The 19067-nt window shown below is 61.0% G+C and carries 13 protein-coding genes; 8 read left to right on the top strand and 5 right to left on the bottom strand.

Features of this window, described 5'->3' with window-relative positions; genetic code table 11:
• Window positions 1–19 precede the first annotated feature (19 nt).
• Window positions 20–1057 carry an aromatic ring-hydroxylating dioxygenase subunit alpha gene (locus tag ACXAEH_RS00335; RefSeq protein ID WP_475030510.1) on the bottom strand — a complete coding sequence of 346 codons (1038 nt, stop codon included), beginning with the start codon at window positions 1055–1057 and terminating at the stop codon, window positions 20–22.
• A gap of 155 nt (window positions 1058–1212) precedes the next feature.
• Between ACXAEH_RS00335 and ACXAEH_RS00330 the strand changes: the two genes are divergently transcribed.
• On the top strand, window positions 1213–2343 hold the full coding sequence (locus tag ACXAEH_RS00330) for an aromatic ring-hydroxylating oxygenase subunit alpha (protein WP_475030509.1): 1131 nt from the start codon (window positions 1213–1215) through the stop codon (window positions 2341–2343).
• An 84-nt stretch (window positions 2344–2427) separates the two neighbouring features.
• On the top strand, window positions 2428–3033 hold the full coding sequence (locus tag ACXAEH_RS00325; protein WP_475030508.1) for a GntR family transcriptional regulator: 606 nt from the start codon (window positions 2428–2430) through the stop codon (window positions 3031–3033).
• Window positions 3034–3342: 309 nt separating this feature from the next.
• Here the strand turns inward: ACXAEH_RS00325 and ACXAEH_RS00320 are convergent, their stop codons facing one another.
• The 4 genes from ACXAEH_RS00320 to ACXAEH_RS00305 are packed head-to-tail and all read right to left on the bottom strand — an operon-like array spanning window position 3343 to window position 11813.
• A complete protein-coding gene (locus ACXAEH_RS00320) occupies window positions 3343–4803 on the bottom strand; it encodes a caspase family protein (RefSeq protein WP_475030507.1) in 1461 nt (486 codons plus the stop codon).
• Window positions 4804–4843: 40 nt separating this feature from the next.
• Window positions 4844–5878, bottom strand: coding sequence for a hypothetical protein (locus tag ACXAEH_RS00315; RefSeq protein ID WP_475030506.1), 1035 nt, complete (start codon window positions 5876–5878; stop codon window positions 4844–4846).
• A 51-nt stretch (window positions 5879–5929) separates the two neighbouring features.
• On the bottom strand, window positions 5930–9130 hold the full coding sequence (locus tag ACXAEH_RS00310) for a hypothetical protein (protein WP_475030505.1): 3201 nt from the start codon (window positions 9128–9130) through the stop codon (window positions 5930–5932).
• Window positions 9131–9173: 43 nt separating this feature from the next.
• On the bottom strand, window positions 9174–11813 hold the full coding sequence (locus ACXAEH_RS00305) for a hypothetical protein (protein WP_475030504.1): 2640 nt from the start codon (window positions 11811–11813) through the stop codon (window positions 9174–9176).
• Window positions 11814–12931: 1118 nt separating this feature from the next.
• Between ACXAEH_RS00305 and ACXAEH_RS00300 the strand changes: the two genes are divergently transcribed.
• The 6 genes from ACXAEH_RS00300 to ACXAEH_RS00275 are packed head-to-tail and all read left to right on the top strand — an operon-like array spanning window position 12932 to window position 19050.
• Entirely contained in the window at window positions 12932–14698 is a 1767-nt protein-coding gene (locus ACXAEH_RS00300; protein ID WP_475030503.1) for a B12-binding domain-containing radical SAM protein, read from the top strand.
• Window positions 14685–15089, top strand: a complete 405-nt coding sequence (gene speD, locus ACXAEH_RS00295; protein WP_475030502.1) for an adenosylmethionine decarboxylase — start codon at window positions 14685–14687, stop codon at window positions 15087–15089. Before ACXAEH_RS00300 ends, speD begins: the two co-directional genes overlap by 14 nt.
• A gap of 34 nt (window positions 15090–15123) precedes the next feature.
• Window positions 15124–16209: an NAD(P)-dependent oxidoreductase gene (locus ACXAEH_RS00290; RefSeq protein WP_475030501.1), complete on the top strand. Its 1086-nt coding sequence runs from the start codon at window positions 15124–15126 to the stop codon at window positions 16207–16209.
• Complete coding sequence (locus ACXAEH_RS00285; RefSeq protein ID WP_475030500.1) at window positions 16206–17006, top strand: class I SAM-dependent methyltransferase; 801 nt, start codon at window positions 16206–16208, stop codon at window positions 17004–17006. The genes ACXAEH_RS00290 and ACXAEH_RS00285 overlap by 4 nt, the downstream gene beginning before the upstream one ends.
• Before the next feature lie 18 nt (window positions 17007–17024).
• On the top strand, window positions 17025–18266 hold the full coding sequence (locus ACXAEH_RS00280) for an MFS transporter (protein ID WP_475030499.1): 1242 nt from the start codon (window positions 17025–17027) through the stop codon (window positions 18264–18266).
• On the top strand, window positions 18250–19050 hold the full coding sequence (locus tag ACXAEH_RS00275; RefSeq protein WP_475030498.1) for a class I SAM-dependent methyltransferase: 801 nt from the start codon (window positions 18250–18252) through the stop codon (window positions 19048–19050). The genes ACXAEH_RS00280 and ACXAEH_RS00275 overlap by 17 nt, the downstream gene beginning before the upstream one ends.
• Window positions 19051–19067 lie beyond the last annotated feature (17 nt).

The raw sequence follows: 19067 nt of genomic DNA, 5'->3' as shown, positions 1-19067 counted from the left end.
TTGTTTTCTTTCCTGTGCTTCAGGCGAGTGCCTGATCAGCGGTCCGTTCCTGTTCGATCAGCACTTCAAGCTGCCGCCGGAAGCGCAGCTGGCCGCCGTCGATGGGCAGGTCGATATGGGGGCTTGTCTTGTTCGCCATGCCCTTTTGCACTTCGTTGAGAACTTCGCGGTCCTCTTCAAAGGCGTGTTTCACATCGTCGCTCATCATCTGCGACAAGGCTTCGTCATCGGGCCGGATATTGCGCATCTGGAACCAGTAATACCGGGTGCGGCTTTCGGTTTCCGGTGTCATGAAGTTGTAGCTGTTCATCACAAACGTCTTGTCATCCAGCGGCCCGTCTTCGCCTCCGGTGCCGGCAGGCGTGAACACCGCCCGGATGATGGCATGGCAGGGATAACGCACCTCGTAATGCTGGAGACGGTCGCAATTGCCCTCAAACTCCACGATCTTCTTGTAGAAGGGGGCCGGTTCCACATCCATCATCCAGCGCCAGACCGTAACGCCGTGGTCCTGTTTGGTGATGCGCAGCGGCGTGTCTTCAGTCGCGGCCTGCCCGAAGGAGGACTGGTGAACCCAGGCCACATGAGTGGGGTCCAGCAGATTGTCCGTCACAAACAGGTAATTGCAGTCGATCTCCAATGCCTTGCCGCGGTTCATGCCCCAGGCCGGATCGCCGAATTCCGGAATTTCGAAGATCTCCGACGCGTCTGCAAGCGCCGGATTGCCCATCCAGATCCACACCAGGCCATAGCGCTCCTCAACCGGATAGGCATGGACCTTGGCGTTGGAGGGAATGCCGCCCTTGCCCGGGGCACGCACGCACTGGCCGGTGCAATTGAAGGTCAGCCCATGATAGCCGCATTCCACATCGTCCCCCTTCCGGCGGCCCTTGCTCAGCGGCAGCTTGCGGTGGGGACAGGCATCCTCCAGCGCAACGACCGCTCCGCGGGTGTCGCGGAACATGCAGATTTTCTGTTTCAACAGAACAACCTGCTGCAACTCAGCGGTGATTTCGTCGCTCCATGCTGCGACATACCATGCGTTTTTGAGGAACATTTTCGACCAGGGTCCTTTCAGTGTCGCGCGATCGTTCATTGGGGCTTGCCCATATCCCTCGGCCGGCACCCGGCGCAAAGATTTGGGCTGGCCGCGACGGCCTATTGCCTCTATCTGTGATCACAGTTCGATTCTTCTGTCAAAGGATTTCTGCGATGAACGACGCCAAAGCAGATCAGCTGCATAGCCTTCGCACCCGTCTGGGCGAGCTCGGCCCGCTTGCGCCGGAAGACGGCTATGCGATGCCTGCCAGCTATTACACCTCACCGGAATTTCTGGAGCTTGAGACCGAAGAAGTGCTGCGCCGGGAATGGATGTGCGTCGGCCATATTGGAGAGATCGCAAACCCCGGCGACTACTTCACAACCGATCTGGCGGGCGAGCAGCTCATCGTCTCGCGCGGCATGGACGGCCAGGTGCGGGTGCTGTCCAATGTCTGCCGCCACCGCGGCAACCGGGTTGCCGAAGGGGCGGGAAACACCCGCAAGTTTGTCTGCCGCTACCATACCTGGAGCTACAACACGACGGGCCAGCTGGTCGCTGCGCCGCATATGAAGGGCCAGACCAAATTCGACAAGGCCCGCTGCGGCCTGCCTGAATTTGCCAGCGAGATCTGGAAGGGGTGGATTTTCGTCAACCTCGACGGTCAGGCGCCGCCGCTGGCGCCGCGTCTGGAGGGGTTGAACGGCATCGTCCGGAACTATCACCCCGAAGACCGCTTCCTGGTGTTCATCGAAGAGGACAGCTGGGCCTGCAATTGGAAGGCACTGTTTGAAAATTTCATGGAAGGCTACCATCTGAGCGCCACGCATTTGCACACGCTGCACCCGATTACGCCGACCAAACTGTGCAAGAAAATGAAAAGCGGCGAAGGATGGACAGGCTACCACGCATTCTACGACCCAGCCTATCCGCCGCGCGGCCCGTTTCACCCCGACATGACCGAGGAAGAGCGGAACAATTCGCCGATGTACGGGATTTTCCCGAACCTTGTCGTGGGCATGGCAACGAACTTCACCCTGTTCATGTGCCTGCGCCCGGACGGGCCGGACCGGGTCAAGATCCGCTGGGGCGTCACCGGGCTGGAAGATGACCCGAAGTCGGACAAGGTCCGTGACTATGTGGCCCTGTGCCGGTCGTTCAACGCAGAGGACAAGGAAAAGCTGGAAGCGCTGCAGGAGGCATTGAAAACCCGCACGTACCAGGGCGGGCCATTGGCGCCGGACGATTTCGAAGGCACGATCCGGGACTTCATTGCCTACATGGCGCGGCATTTGGGGCAATAGCCTGCACCTGTTGCACACTCAGCTGTTTCGGGTAAACAGGTGGGTATGTTGCTAACGGTCCCGGCAGAGCCTACCCAGGCAGAAATGTTCTATAGTCAGCTCAAGGAAAAGCTGATGATCGGGGCGTATCTGCCTGGCCAGAAACTGTCGATCCGCACGCTTTCCGAAGAGGTCGGCGTTGGTATGTCGCCGGTGCGCGAAGCGCTGAAACGGCTGGCCTCCGAGCGCGTGCTGAGCAGTCTCGCGAAGCGGTCCTATATCGTCCCCGTCCTGGACCGCAAACGTGCGGCCGATTTGTTCAACCTGCGGGCGCTTCTGGAATGCGAGGCGGCAGTGCAGGCATTGGACCGTATCGACCCAGCTGCGATAGATGCGCTGAATGCCACCATCCTGCGGATGCAGGCTGCGATCTCTCAGCGCCGGTTTGATCAGTACATGATCGAAAACCACCAGTTCCACTTCCTGATTTACCGTCTGTGCGGCAACCTCGACATGATCGCGGTGATTGAACAGTTGTGGATGCAGACAGGCCCGTCGCTGCGTCAGGGGCTGGATGACGGACAACCCGATGGTTCCTGGAGTGATACGCATACGTCTTTGGTGCGCGCACTCGGCAAAGGTGATGCCGTGGCACTGAGATCATGCCTGCTGCGCGATATCCGGTGGGACTGGCTGGACAACGCCAGCTAGACGATTTGGTCTTCACCGCCACCTTAACTACAAAGCCAGCCAAGCCTCCGGGATTTGGAACGGGCAGACGGCACTTGCCCGATAGCCTGCGTGCCTCGCCTGCTGATGCGCCGGGCCGCATCGGGGATGCTGCCAAACGGCCATTGGGCCGTGGCGAAAGGCTGGGTTGCCCCCCTTCTTGAAGACGCCTGTTGCGGCTTAGTCGCAATAACTTAAGAGGCTTCTTGGGCGTATTCCACACCCAAGAAGCCTCATCTTTGCACAGCAAAGGCAGTTCACCGGCTCATGTTCCTACCATAGGTTCAAGTTCTACTGCCGGCAGCCGTTCACCGCCCACTGTCTGAGGTTCACTTTCAAACCTCCGCCGAACGGGTGCTCCTTCACCAGGCTGACAGCCGCCGGGTGATCGATGTAGGTCCGGGCCTGCGCGCACAGGGTTTCAGGCGTCCACTTATGGCAGCTGGCACAGGGTTTTTCCTTCCATACCGCATCGGGCAGATCCGGGACCGGCGGAAACTGCGGGCTTTGGGTCAGCAGATCTGCGATGGTTTGGCCGCGGACATGCTGGTTGCCCAGGAGAAGCCGGGACGTGAAAGACACTGGGGCCGGCGCTTCGGCCTCCTGCTGCGCCATCGCTTGGCGCCGGGCCTCTGCCCGGGCCCGCTGCAAGGCCGTAATGCGGTCTGCGGCCTCGGCGGCAAAGCTGCCCTGCGGGTAGCTGTCCAGATACATCTGATACGCCCCAACCGTGTCATCCAAAGCAGCCATATCGAATATCGCCTGTTCCTCGGTTTGCGCCGCCTGGATGGGCTGGCCGGCGGGCGGCAGCGGGCTGGCCGGTGCGGACGGAGCGGAGGTGTGCATCGTTTCCGCAATCACTGTTTGCAGCAGGCTGCGGGCTTCGGGTTCAAAGCTGCTTCTGGGGTAGGCCCGCAGGAACAGCATCAGCTGAACCGCGTCGCGCGCGGCAGAAACGGTTTGCCAGGCCAGCGCTTCGGCCTGGGCATCGGTTGGCTCAAGCTGCGGCATGAAAGCGAAGTTGCGCACCAGGGAGGATGTGTCCCAAGGAATTTGCAGCCCGCTTGTCTGCTGCAGCACCTCAACCCTCACGCGTTTGAACAGCTGCTCGACCGGCAGGCCTGGCGCGGTCAAATGGCTGGCCAGGCTGGCTGTGAACGGGCTGTTGCCCGTCTCGCCATCCAATGCCACCCCGCCGGGTTCAGTGGAATAGGCCAGGAAGGTGCCAACCGGCGCCTTCATCTCGGCCAGGCCATTGTCGTCCAGTCCTGGCAGTCCCTGGAACGGGTTGTCGCGGCAGGCATCCAGGATCACGATATTGGTGGTGTTCTGCGCCGACGCCATCTGGTGCAAAACGGATTTGGCCTCGATCGCAAGCAGATCCAGATCGGCGGCATCGGACAGGGCAATATCGGCCGGCAGCAAGTAGTTGGCGCCAAAGCTCTGCACCCCGTGGCCGGCATAGTAGAACAGCCCCGTTGCATCCCTGCCCGCAGAGCGCAGCTTGCGGCCGAATTGCGCAATTGCACGTTTCATCTGGATCTGGCTGCCATCCGTGACCCTGGTGACGTCAAAGCCCAGTTCCGCCAGCTTGGCAGACATCAGCCGGGCGTCATTGACCGGATTGTCCAGCGGTGCGACCGCATCATAGGCAGAATTGCCAATCACCAGCGCGATCCTGGGTTCGGCCCAGGACATGGTTGCCAGCAGCAGCCCGGCCAGGCTGCTCAGGATCTTCAGGAAGTATGCCACAGTGCCCAGTATTCCAAGTGAGGCTTCATCAAACTGCGGCTCAGGCGGCAGTCTGGCGGCCGATCTCGTTCAAAGCTTCTTTCAGCGGCTTGCTGATCTGCAGCACAACACCCAGAGGGTTGTTTTCCATCAGGCTGATAAACCTGTTTGCATCCAGATGCGCGGACAGCCGGTCTGCACATTGCCTGACGTCCTGCGCCGCCTTCTGCCGGTCTGCGCCTTCGGCGCTGCCCCAGGCCTTGACCGCCTCGAAAAGCGCCGCGTCCAGCCCATCCAGCACCCCGCCTGAGCCGCCAAAGACCTTTTTGTGGCCGTCAGAGGCAATCCGGCGCAACCGTTCATCGCTGTGCTTCGAAAGCTCTGCCAGCAGCCGTGCGTAATCTGCCTCGACCTCCGTTCGCAGCGTCAGCAGTTTCTTGATCGAGGCGCCAACACCCTTGGCCGCGCCGTTCGAAGCGGGTTGTTCCGCGCCCGCCGGTTGCTGGAGCGCTGCCAGCAGCTTGACCATGGCTTCGCGCGCCTGAGCGGTGCGGCCTTGTTCCAGCAATTTGCCAATGGCGCTTGCCTGGGCGGACAGTTCCTCGTTCCGGCTGGGGTCCTGCTTGATAACCCCCTTGGCTTGTCGCACCAGCACGGTGAACTTCTGCCTCAAATCTGCCAGCCCGGGATCCGCTTCGGCGCCGGTCCCGGTCATGGGCGCTGCCGCCGTGCTGTCATCCAGATCCAACGCCTCGTCGCTGATCATCAGCGTGCCGCTTTCGTCGAAGACTTGCACTTTGCTGAGTTTCGTATTTTTGCGCAGGAAGTCACGCAGCAGCTTCACCACCTTCTTTCCCGGGAGCTCCGTGCAGGTAACGCTCAGCAGCGGCCCCTTAACACTGGCCAGGCCGCTGATGATTTTGGTGCCGCCCACCTCGCGCTTGACGTCCAGGTACAATTTGTCTGCCCCCCTGGTCTTGTGCAGCAGGCAGGCGTCTTCCTTCTTGCCTGCTCCGGCAGCAAAGGCGAAGTTCAGCGTCTTGGTTTTGGCCAGATTCAGGTCTGTTTCCAGCTCTTTGATCTTTTCAGCGTCCATTTTACCTCTCCGTATCTTCGACCGCCCTGCGAAGGGCCCTGGCGCGGTTGGTTACAGGTCCAGCTGCACGTCGCGCAGGATCAGCTCGGCTTGCGCCGCCATGGCATCTGCAACCGCCGCCATTTCATGATGCGGCATCCCGGCCGTCCATTTCTGATCCTTGGGGTTCTCCGGTTCGGATGTTTTGGGGCGGTAGCCATTCAGTGCCTTGATCAGCGTCTCCAGCTGGCTGCTGACTTCGCGGCTGAAGGCCGCGGAGCCTTCGGGGTTCCTAGCTGTCACGGCATCGCGGGCTGCGGGATAGCCGAAGGGGTCGCCGTTGCACAGCTGATGCAGGGATTTGAGAGCAGCATCCGCTTCGGGCGTCAGGCAGCTGTCCTTGGACAGACGCGGGTAGGCATGATCTGCCGCCGCCTGTTTGAACGTTATCCAAGACTTCAGCGTCAGATCCGGCACGCCCGGGTGCCAGTCCTCGGTTTTCGGCACCCGGCGCAGCACCACCGGGTCGTCGCTGTAGAGGGTCTCGAAGTATTTCACCACCGCCGCGCAGACCTCGCTGTCCGAAGCCAGCACCGTGGGCGTCAGGCCGCAGTTGCGGGCAACCTGGCGGGCCACCGGATCCTTGTCCTCGACGATGCCATAAGCCAGCACGCATTTCGCCAGCGTCGAGTTGCCCGAGATCGCCGCCCGGGCCGCCTTGCGGTTGGCCGGGTTCTTCCGCGCTTCGAGATACTTCTTCCAGCCATTGGCGATGCGGGCGCGGCCATGCATCTTGTAACCGAAGTCGGTCAGTGCCTTGGCCATGGAGGTGCCGGCGCTGATACCGGTAGCCGCGCCGGTGGCATCAGCCAGCCGCGCCGATTCCGCGGCGACACCCAGAATTGAGAAGAACGTATTGAACGTCTGCTGGCTGACCTGCACCCCGGCATTGTAAAGCCGCTCGTTGATGGCGGTTGCATAGATCGAATTGCTGCTGGCTGCGAGCGCGGCGTTCTTGCGCCATTTGTCCACCTCGGCGGATTTGCGGGCCAGTGCCACCGCGTCTGAGCCAAGCTGGCGCAGCGCATCGGCAAGCCCTGTCACCGGAAAGATGCGGGTCAGCACCTTGGTGCCGCCCTTGGCGATGGTCTCAATCAGCTTGAGCTTCATTTCCGAAGCTTTGATATCCGCAATCAGCGCCTCCACAGCGTCCACCGATTTCTTGACCGCATCAGGGTCATTCGGGTTGGCAGGCGGTTTGGCGGCCGCGATGACCTGCTCCAGCCGCATCATCTCCTCGTCCAACTCCGCCTTGATCTGCGCCAGAAAAGCCTCGCGCGCCTCGGGCTCGCTCAGCTTTTTCTTCAGCTCATCCAGCGCCGCACCGGTTTTCTCCTGCTCGATCTTGTCCAGCGCCGCCTGAGTATTGGCCTTGACCGCGTCGCTGCCTTCCTTCTTTTTCTCGGCTTCTTGCAGACCTTCAACGATTGAGCGGATTGCGGAATTCACATCCGCCAGATACCCGGCGTGGCCAAAGGCCGCGAGCCCCATCTCGCTTTCGGTGCGCGAAAAACTCGAGCCGGACAGCGCGATCCGGCGCTCAAGCAGGTCTTCGGTGCTGAGCTTCGACAGCTCTTCGGATTCCTCCTCGCTCAGCAAGGTTTCCTTGGTGAACAGGCTGTCCTGCCCTGCACCGGTCGCAGCAGCAGTGCCCAGATGCGCCAGCCCGGCGGTCAGCGAGGTGACAAAGGCCGTCATGTCCGGGGGATCGGATTTCAGCGCCTTGGCAGCGCCACGGACGTTGAGACCCAGAACAAAGACACCGCGGATGCCTTCGGCAAACAGTTCTGAAGTGCCGGGATGCTCGGCCCAGAGGCCGGGGCGGTCGCGTCCTTCGACGCTTTCGTCGGTATGCTCGGTCACAGGATTGTCCGGATTACCGCTGCTGACATTGCCCACGGTCTGGGTTGTCGAGGCCGCCATCGCGGCAAAAGTATCCCCGAGCGAAGCGGCAATGGTCAGGATCGCCTTCTCCCGCGCCTCCGGCGTCTTGGCCTGGGTTGCTGCCACGATCTTCTCGGCGAGCCGGTTGCCCTGGATCAGCGCCTCCAGCACTGCACCGCCGGAGGCGAACCCCTGGCGGTGATCAAAGGAACCGCCGCTTTCCTGGTTGCGCTGACGGTCGGACAGGCCAGCTGCGCTAAGGGCGGAAGCGACGATGTTGCTGGCCACTGCATCGCTGGTCTGCAGCGCAAACTGCAGCGTCTTGGTTTTGCTCTTGTTGTCGTCCTCGCCGTATTTGATCCCCTTTTCGGTGATCGTCAGCCCGGTCGACAGCAGTCCTGAAGACGCCGTCAGCAGCGCCCGCTGCTCGGCCACCCAGCGCGGGTCAGTGAACAGCTGGTCCGACAAACCGCCGATTGCCGCGTCGAGGTTGTTGTATTCGGCGACCAGATGCTTGTGCTCCTTGCTGGCGGCTGCGGCCTCCAGCACCTGTGAGGCGGAGGCATCATCCGGCAGGTTCAGCCCTGTGCGGGCTTCTTCCAACGTGGCGCCCTGGCGGGCGCCCAGCACTTCCTGCTTGGCCTGGATGTTGCGGGTTTCCTCGACGCTGCGGCCGGCAGTGTCCAGATTTCCAAAGGTAATCCCCGCAGAGGCGATGCTGGTTGCCAGCGCCACCGTGTCCTTGGCGATTCCGATCCCCTCCAGCACGGTCTCATACTTGGAGGCACCCAGGCTATGCTCCGCCAGCTTGTCCTCATAGATCTTCGACGCGCCGTCGAACATATGCTTGAAATCGCTGTAGCGGTCCGGAACCAGGTTGGCCGGGATCACCCCCTCACGCACCAGCGGTGTCCAGAGTTCCTGCATGATCTCCTTATCGGTGAACACGCGCTTGCCGCCTTCCTCCACCAGCATTTCGTCCTGTCGTTCCAGGATCTTGGCCATAGCTTCGTGCAGGTTTTTCAGATCATCCGCACCGATCTTGGTGGTGTGCGAGATGTCCGCATAGGTGTCGACCTCGGACTTCATATCGCCGGTCATCCACTTCATCTTGCCGCTGCCCGGCAGTTTGAAGAAGGAGCTGTTGCGGGCCAGCGTCACCTGAAACTGCTGCGCACCGGCGATGAACTCCTTGTCGGCTTCCAGCCGGTCGAGAATGCCTGTGAGCTCGGCGGATTTTTTCTGCGCCTTCTGTTCAGCGGCGGCAAAGTCCGCAGCCCCGCCCTGGGCTGTTTCGAGCCATTCGATCTGCTTGCCGGTATATGCCATTTCAATTCCCTCTTCCGGCAGCAAGGCCGGAGCTTTGCTGGTATCAGGACGCGAGCTGCAGCAGCCGCAGTTCAAGCTGGGTGAGTTCCGTCTGCGCCATGCGCAGATCTTTGGGAGGCGGGCTGAAAGGATGCGCAAGGTAATGCGTCACGGCGGCATTGCCCTCCAGCGCAGCCAGAACCGGCCGCACCAGGCGCAGCGCCTTTTCGCGCGCCGCCTTGCGCTCTTCCAGCGGCTTCTTGGCATCGGCGATGATCTCCACCTGCGTATCCAGACCGTCCAGCGCCAGCGGCGCGGCGACGGTGTCCAGGAAGCTTTGCAGGGCCGCGGCGTCCAGCACGTGCTGCCCGTCTCCTTGCTCCTTGGCGACGGCTGCGGCGAATTGCCCGCTGATATAAGTTTCGGCCTGTTTCAGCCGAGCCGTGCAATTGGCGCTGAATAGGCGCAGCTTTTTGGCGACATCCTCGCGGAAACCGGTGATCTCGCCGCGGATCGCAGCCAGAGACTCGCCCACTGCTGCCAGCCGGTCCATGTTCTCTGCGTGGCTGTGGCTGGCTGCGCTTTCCTTCTTCAACAGCTGCAGCTCGGCCACCAGCTCCCGCAGCCGGCCATGGTCAACACTGTCGGCATCCGCACGCTTGAAACCGCGGCTTTTGTCCTGCACGCGTTTCAGATCGAATTTACCGCGCAGCATCGCCTCCAGCTCTTGCACCATCGGCTTCATTGCCGCTGCAAAGGCGCTGGCATCCTTCTGCTGCTGCTCGAAACGCTCCCGGCCTTTTTTATAGTCTTCGACCATCTTGCCGAAGTAGGCCTTCAGCGCATCGCTGGCACCGCCGCCCCCTGCGCTCATTTTTGCGTATTCTTTCAGCTCAGCCAGTTGCCGCTCGGAATTGCTGACGACACTGCTGATTTTCAGAACCGCCTCGGTAAGCGTTTCGTGAGTGACCGCATTATCCGCCAGCCGGACCGCCTCGTCGCGCGCACGGCTCAGATCGCCGCTGTACCGGGTGGCCTCCTTGTCCAGCATGCCAGCCTCAACCAGGGACTGCAGCAGCCCGTCGGCATGGCCAAGGTCCGCCATGGCGCTGGCAATGCCATCAAACAACGGATCCGCCTTGGCCGCATGCTTGTCGAACTGCTTGCGCTTTTCAACCGCAAGCACGGCATCCTTCTTGAGCGGTTTGTAGCGGCCGGTTTCCAGCTCTGTCAGCTGCCGCAAGGCCTGATTGATGTTGGTGGTCAAATAGGCCGTTGACAGTGTATCAATGTCCCCGGCCAGGCGCAGGCGTTCTTCGATGTAATAGCCTTTGGTGCCGCCGGTTCCCAGTTTGGCCACTTTCTCCGCCAGTTTGGCCAAGCCCTTCTTCATCTGCTCGTATTCACTGGTCTGGCCCTGAATACCTTTCAGAAGCTCTTCGGCCTTGAGCAGTTCTTCTGCTGCGATGTCTTCGACCCCTGCAACGCCTGCGTCCCGCAGACCGTCCAGGAATGTCACGGTTTCCAGCAGCGCCTCCATCGTGGCGCGGGGGATCTTCTTATCGGCTCGGCGCGGGATCTGCACATAGACGTCATGGTCCAGCCCCGCCGCACCGCCGGCCCGTTTCTCCACCCGGCTGTCGTCATTGCGGGTCAGGATGCTGCCCTCCGCATCCGTCCGGAACAGGGTTTTCAAGGCATCCCGCAAGGCCTCGGAGCGTTCGGTAAACTCGGCTTCTGTCCACTCCTGCCGCTTGGCAAACTTGTCCTTTTGCGCCGCCTGGGCATCAAGCTGAACCAGCACGCCAAGGCTGCCCATGACCGAGCGCGCGGTGCTGTTGCGGATCTCTTCCAAATCGTCGCGCAGGCCGTCTGCGGTGTCTCCCAGCCCTTCATTGCCGAGGCTGGTGCAATATGTCCCGATCCGGGCCGCCAGGGAACGGAACTTGCCCGCTGAATTGACCGCAAGCGCTGCCTCCTTCCGCAGCGATTTCCAGGCCGGGTCGTCAGCGGCACAATGCGCTGCAAGCAGGCCGTCGCGCGCCGCGGCCAGCGTCTTCGCCGGGCCGCCGAAGCCCGCACCGCTCAAGGCAGAGACGCCCTTGTCCACAGCATCGCAAAGGGCACGCACCGCCGGGCCGGGCTCTGCCTGCGCATCTTGCGCGGGCAGCGACAGGCGCAAGGCGCGCAGATCGCTGAGGGCGGCCTCTGCCTCGGCCAGGGTGGCCTGCGCGGCGTCGAAACGGCCCAGCTCGCGCTCGGCCTCCGCCTTTTCCAGCAGACGGCTGATCCGGGCTGCCGCTTGCACCAGGGCAGGCTTTGCCTCTGCGGTGTCAGCCAAGGCAGAAATCATGTCCTGTTCTGCCTGCAGATCGGACCCGGCCCGTGCCAGCAGCCGTTCCAGCAGTTCTGGCAGCTGAGACGCGTCACGTTCTTCGGGTCCGCCGCGTTCGGCAAGATCCGCGGCCAGTTCACTCAGATCCATTTCGGTTGTGTCAGACTGCAGGCTGTCCCGGATCTCCTCTGCCACGGTGCTGGCAACGGCCTGCCGTTCGGCCCTGGCACCGCCGTCCGTGCCTGCCCCATCCTGCAGCGGATCCTGCGGCGCCTCTGCCGCTTCGATTTCCTCCAGCGTCCAGCCAAGGGCGCGGTAGACCTCGTGTGCCCAGCTCAGATAGGCAGAGTGTTCCGTGTTTTCAGGCATTTGGCGATCCCGGTAGAGTAAAGGCAACCCGGCAGGCCGCCGCGGGCGGGCCTTCCTTTGCGGATTGCACTGGCAGAATGAAATCAAACGGAGCGGGCCGGGCTTCCTGGCATGGAAGCAGCGCTGGCAGAGATCTAGTGTTTCATGCGTCCGGCACCTTTCGGCATTTCTATTCGCGGGGTCCCCAGGGATCCCCCTTGCCCAAGGCTTAAATCAGAGCAGGAGGCCGCAGCAATTAACGTTCCTCTACGAATGCGTGTATTTTGTTACATTCCCTGGCAGCGGAGAGCGCTGTCTTTGCCCCTCACTGTGGGCCAATGCCCCTCTGACACTTGGGGGAACCGCTCCATGATGCGCAACGCCTCATCGGTGATGCAGTGGCCTTGTTCCGGCATAGGCGGCTCTTTTTCTGTTGATGGGGCGCAGGAGGAAACTGCGGGCTCAATGGAGGATTCCACGGCCTCCATCACGGCACCCCAGGTCATCATCCGGGTAACATCCCCCAATCCAGCTCCGCGCCCCGGCTGGCGGTGTCCAACGCCTCAGTTACTGCCACTACAGGCGCCTGCGTCAAAGGGGCTGCCTTCTTAGTGCTCCGCTTCAATCCAGGGACGCCAAGCTTTCGCGGCACCCTCTTCACCAGCAAGCGTGACTGCTTGGCAAGTCGGATGATCGCAAGTTTCTCCGGCGCGGGATACCTCATATGTGGCCGCCCCATCCCCAAATCCGCCATTTTGAAGCATGTTCGCGAACACGGTTTCCCGTCTCGCCGCAACACGCCATATAGTTGCATACGTCGCAAATTAACACTTTTTAGCCGCAATTAACCGGATCGCCCACCAGATCCATGATTACTACTTATAGGATATAAAATCATTGAGCTGCATCCATGGGTGACATTCTTGTTTGACGTTACGCCTTTCCTGCATATCACACCAAACTCCCGGATCATTTCCCCCGCCAACGATTCAGCACTGGAAAGGCGCATTAGTGAAGATCGGGAAAGTCTTGAAGCGCACTTTGGCGACCTAAAGCTCCACTCAGAAGAAGATGCAGACCTGATCAATGATTTTTGGAAGGCAAGAAGTTTTCCGGTTCTTTCCATCCTATCTCCGGCTATGATCAGTCACGAGGGTAATATCGAATACCCGGGCGACCCCGTCTGCCTTTATCACGGGATATCAAAATCGATTCAGGAAGCGCATGCTTCATTTTCGAACCCGCTTTCAGAAGCAGACGCATATGCCACCTATTGCCCTCAGCTGGGCCGCCTTCCGGATACCGCTTACAGGCTTCGGCAAGGCAGTTCCACGCGCCGCAAACTGACCGGCGAAAGCTGGCAGCTGAACACCGACCAGACGGTCTTTGACCCGCGCGCCTGGAACCCCGGGACCAGGGATGAACTGCTTGAAACACTGGCCGTGCTGAAGCCGGCAATCGTGCTGATCAGCTCGGTCTCCTGCGCCCACCGTTATGCGCTGGCAATGGCCCGCGAAATCAAGGCTTTTGCTCCGCAGACTGTGATCATTCTGGGTGGGCGCCATGCCGACGAGACCGTCAGGTACGACGCGGCGCAGGACATGGTGCACTATGCCTATTCAAGCACCGTCAGGGCGGTTTACGAAGGGCGCGCGGCAGCGGACATCGACTTTGTTGTCTCCCGCGACGGCGCCTATGCTCTGGACTACCTGCTAAAGGCACTGTCGCTGATCTATGACCCTGCAACCGGTGCCATTGACCAACTGTCCATCGCCGAAGCCCTGATCAGCATGGCCGGACGCCATACTCAGGTAAGGGGGCAGTCCGTCATCACCTGGCTGTCGCCGGAGGGGCCGCAGGCGGTCACCTTTTCCGGCCCGCGGTACAGCCTGTCCGATGTGCCGCACGCCTATTACGCCTTTGCTATCCGGGCCCGGTTCCCGATCTTCCTGGACGATGCCGGTGAGGTGATGCGCACGGCGCATGTGCTGACCGCCGACGCCTGCCCCTACCAGTGCGCCTTCTGCTCCGAAGGCATCGGTGTCATGGGCCGCATGAACAAGCTGTCCCGCACCCCAGCGGACACCATGATCGAACGGCTGATGACCCTTGCGGACTATGGGGCGCAGGCCCTGTTCTTTGACGACAGTGTCATGTTCGGCGGCAACATGGCAGCGATACGGGACTTCTCGGCACGGCTCGCCTCAATCAAATCCAGCCTCAATTCCGGGGGCATGCCGCGCCTCCCCGAACTTGCGGGTGTTTCTTCGCAAGGCCATGAAAACCTGCGCAATATGCAGTGGGGCGCCCAGCTCACCGGCGAGTTCCTGTCAACCTTCCGCAGCGAGGAGCAAGGCAGGGATCTGTTGTCTCTGATGGCCGCGGCCGGCTGCACATACGTCTATTTCGGCATCGAAAGCCTTGCCGAGGACGTGATCGCAAGCATCCACAAGCACCGGAAGAAGGGGGAAGGCCAGCAATGGACGGACAAGATCCGGACCTCTCTCCGGCAGGTGAAATCCGCGGGCATCCGCGTCGGCTCTTCTGTCCTGTTCGGCCTGGACGGTGAAAACCGCAGCACCATTGACGAGACCATCAACGGCGTCGCCGCGCTGATCCGGGACGGGCTGCTGGACCTCGCGAGCCCGAACATCATGACCTACCACCCGGGAACGGAAATCACCCGGCTGCACCAGATGAGCAGCAAGCTGGACTACCACTCCACCAAACACGATGTCCGCCCGCCCTACAGCTATTTCGAACAGGCCTTTCCCGGTGTTGTGTCCAAGCACCTGACGGAAGCCGACATTTGGTACATCCACGAGCGCTGCGAGGCCATGTGGGGCACCGTGCGCAATTCCAGCGAAACCACAAAATATCAGGAGGAAAGCTATGGAAATGTCTGAGGTGGGCGTGAAGGCCCTGATGCAATCCAACGGATCGCACGGGGAATGGGCCGGGCTGCATCTGCTGATCGATTTCTGGGACGCGGACAACACCGAAAGCCTGGAACTGTGCGGCCAGGCCCTGCGCGACGCAGCCGAGGCATGCGGCAGCACCCTGCTTGACATGTCGATCCGCAAATACGGCGAACTCGGCGGCGTCTCGGGCATCGGGCTGCTGGCCGAATCACATATCAGCATCCACACCTGGTCAGAATACCGCCGCGCCTCCTGCGACGTCTATGTCTGCGGCCAGTGCGACCCCTACCTGTGCATCCCGGTTCTGAAGAAACTGTTCAACACCGACCAGATCAAAGTTTCGGAAATCAAGCGGATGCTTGAATTCAAGGCATAAATGAAAGGCCGGTAAATTGAAAAAATCTATTTCGGTGGTTAAAGAAACGCGGGCGGGCGAAATGCGGGTCGTCATGATGCCGCGCGAAGTGAATGCATTTGTCAAAGCGGGCTATGATGTTTTTGTCGAACGTGATGCAGGCAAAAACTCTGCCGTTTCCAACAAAGATTACGAGGATGCTGGAGCGCGGCTTGTCGACACTAAAACAGCTTGGTCGGCAAGCCCCTTTGTGGTGAAATACAAATGCCCAAGCCCGGAGGAAACAGGCTTTCTTACGCCGGATACGCACCTGGCAGCGTATCTTCATGCTGAAGGCTCACTGCCCATCTCCAAGGCAATTGCAGATACACGGGCAACCGCATACTCGTTTGAGTTGTTTCAATTGGATGACGGCCAGTATCCGATGCCGGTCTGCGACAACGAAATCGCCGGCAAGCTGGCAGTTTTCCAGGGTGCTTATCACCTGCTGGCCCATCAGGGGGGCAGCGGCACGCTGCTGGCAGACATTCCCGGCAGCAACCGCCCCAAGGTGGTCGTGATCGGCTATGGCAACGTCGGCGGCGCGGCGGCGCGCATGGCAGCCGGACTCGGCTGCGAGGTGACCGTCTTTGGCACCAATCCCTACTGGCTGCGGCGGTTTGAAGCGACGGTGCCCGCCGATGTCGCCTGCCTGCTGAACGAGCCCGAAACGCTGGCAGCCAAAGTCCGGGAAGCCGACCTTGTGATCGGGGCGATCCTGATCTCGAGCTACGACACCCCCACCATGATCGCGCCGGAACTGGTGCAGCAAATGAAACCGGGGTCGGTAATCGTTGACGTAACCTGCGGCTATGGAGAGGGTTACATTCCCAGCGGAACGGAATTCACCAGCTTTGCCAAGCCCGCCTACAAGGTCCACGGTGTTCAGCACATCCTGATCGACGCCCTGCCCGCCACCGTGCCGGTGACCGCCAGCCAGGCCGCCAGCCGCCACATGGCGCCCTACCTGCTCAACATGGGGTCAGCGATTTTTGACGGTGCGGCAGATCCGGTTTCAAACCGCGGCATGATCATCCGCAACGGTGAGTTCGTGCATCCATTGCTGCTGGACACCTTCAAGATGCTGGAACCCGGCCAATGAGCCCGGACACGGTCCAAGGCACCTTCGGATATGCGGACCGGGCCCAGTTCTATGACGCCGAATACCCGGAAACCCGTGACCACGGGTTTCTGGCCTCACAGATTGCGGATCCCCGCAGCAGGGTGCTGATCGCGCCAGGCGGCACCGGCACCACGGCACTGGCTTTGGGCACCGCTTTTCCGGACTGCGTCATACACAGCCTCGACATCGAACACGAAATGGTGGCAGCCGCACGCAGCCGGTTTCAGGCCTCGGGCAACAACAACCTGATCTCAGCCTGGGGCGACATGACCCGGTTGGAAATTGACGGCCCTTTCGACCGTATCTTCGTTGCCCGGGAAGCGTTTCAGATGCTGCCCGATGACAGCAAAGCCCTGGATTGCCTTAAAGCCATGAAGCGGCAGTTGACGAAGGGCGGAAAAATCATACTGGATGTCGCGAATTTTGATGCCCCGGGTGCCCGCTCCGATTTGAACTACTATGACGAGAATCGTTCCAGCGGGGTAAGGTATATGGATTGCAATCGGGAATTCGATGGCGGCTGGGTGACACGCCATGTCACCCAGTTCCGAGACCCATTGGGCCAGAGGCGGTTTCAGTTCGACTACCAGCTGCAGCCCCGCTCCGGCGGATCCGCTGCCGAGTTCAGCGCCCAGCTCACGCTGCGCAAGTACACCCTGCCGTCGCTGGCAGCTCTGTTCGACACGGCCGGATTGTCGGTTTTGCAGGTTCTCGGCAACTACGACGGTTCGGCGTTCACCCCGGACGCCCCCCGCATCTGCTGTCTCCTTCGCTAGTGTAACCGGACCGCACCCATGGAAGCACATCTGCCGTCGCGCCCCTCCGCCAAGGCGCTTGGAACCGCCATCACGGTCATTTTCAGCGGGTTCCTCGCTTTTGCCTACGGCTTCGGGATCTACCTGTTTCCGGTCCTCGGCCCCGACATGCGCCAGGACCTGGCCTTTAGCTATGCCGAAATGGGTTATGTCGCAGCAGGCATACAAGCCGGCTTCATCCTGTCATCAGTGCTGTCGGGCATCCTGGCCCCCAAAGTAGGCGAGCTCCGCTTCATCTTTGCCTCGATGCTGTTTTGCGGAATGTGCCTGATGGCGCTGTCCCAGGTGAGCAGCTCGCTGGAAGCAGCTGCGGTGCTCACCCTGATCGGTTTTGTTCCGGCCGCGACCTGGGTTCCCATGGTTGCCGTCATCAGACGTTACATCCCCTATGAACGGCGCGGCACCGTCTTCGGCTTTCTGTCCGGCAGCGGCGGCTACGGTGCAATCATTAATGGCCAGATCGTGCCGGTGCTGCAGCAGGATCTCGGCTGGCGCGGCATCTGGATGGCCACCGGTTGCACAGTGCTGCTTCTGACAGCTGTCAGTATCTTCCTGTTCCGGGCCATGGACATCACCGATTCCCGCGAGACAAGCGAGGCGCCGGCGGCGGCAGACCCAAACGAGATCAGCAAGCTTGACCGCTCGACGCTGAAAACGGCGGCGCATCTGTGGCTGATCATGATGCTGGGCGCCGCCATTACGATCTCTTTCCAGACGTTCTTCACCGCCTTGATCCGGGACCATCTGGACATCGGCCGCATGCAGGCCGGCAGCATGACCTTCCTGCACGGCTGTGTTGGCATCGTGGCGGCACCGATGATCGGGTTCATGACCGACAAATTCAATGTCCGGGTCTGTTTCATTGCCGTGGCCGCTTTTACCTTCACCGCATGCATGCTCATGTATCTGGCGGACTCGATTGCCTATGTCGCCGTCAGCGCCCTGTTCTTCGGCTTTGCCTTCTATCCCTTCTTCGCCCTGCCCCCGGCCTATGCCAGCAAGACGATGGAGACCAGAACGGCGGTGCGCATCTTTGCCGTCGGCAATATCTTCGTCGGCCTTGGCGCGCTGCTGGGCAACATGTCGGGCAGCGTCATCCTGCGCAGCTTTGGCAGCCTGCCCGCGGTGTTCGCCTGGCTGGCTCTCCTGACGGTCGTTCTGGCGGCTCTGATCATCGCACTCCCAAAAGAAAGAAAGGCGGCCCATGTCCGAACATCCTGATCCTGTCGGCGGCTACATCCAGGGTTTCGGGGCTGGATTTGTGAACCAGCCCGGCAGCCGCCCGCTCGATTTCGCAGGAATGTCGCTGGATGAGGAGCGGGCGGCCTATTTCCAGCGCTATCTCGACGGTTATTACAACGCCGCCTTTATCTATGGCCAAGGCACAGAGCATATCCTTGCCATGGCCGCGCGGTACGCGCCCGGCGGCCATTGGCTGGACATCGGCTCCGGAACCAGCGCCCTGTTCTGGGCCACTGCCTTCAAAGGCATTCGGTCGGTCACCTGCGCAGACCTGGTGCCGGAAGCCCTGTTTGTCTCCGATCAGTTCCGGGCCTCTGGCGCGGTGCCGGCCTGCTATCAGGAAGCCCTCAAGATTGCAGGCAACACCGAAGACACCCTGGCCCGAACCCGGTCGGTTCCCTGGCACTATCATCAGTGCAACATCCTGAAACCCTGGGCACCCTGCTTCCAAGAGCGCCGTTTTGACATGATCACCGCCTATGCCGTCTTTGGGCTGGCCCCGGATCTGGCGGGCTACAAGGCCTGCTTCCGTCACCTTGCCGAGGCCGCAACACCGGGGCAGACGGTATTGGGCGCGGATTGGGTCCGCAGCGGCAGTTTTGTCGCACAGGAAGGTCACGACAACCGCTACGTTTCGGTGCAAACATGCCAGGAAGCAGCGCACGAGGCCGGCTTTTCGGTGATCGAATGCGCCTATCATCCCATCGCGGGGGACCCGCTTTACACCGGTGTCGTACCGTGGGTTTTGAAAGCAGGCGATTGACGGGGAAACAGTTCAGA

The organism is Leisingera sp. ABM4_060 (assembly GCF_056158765.1).
This window is presented reverse-complemented; position numbering and strand designations above follow the sequence as displayed.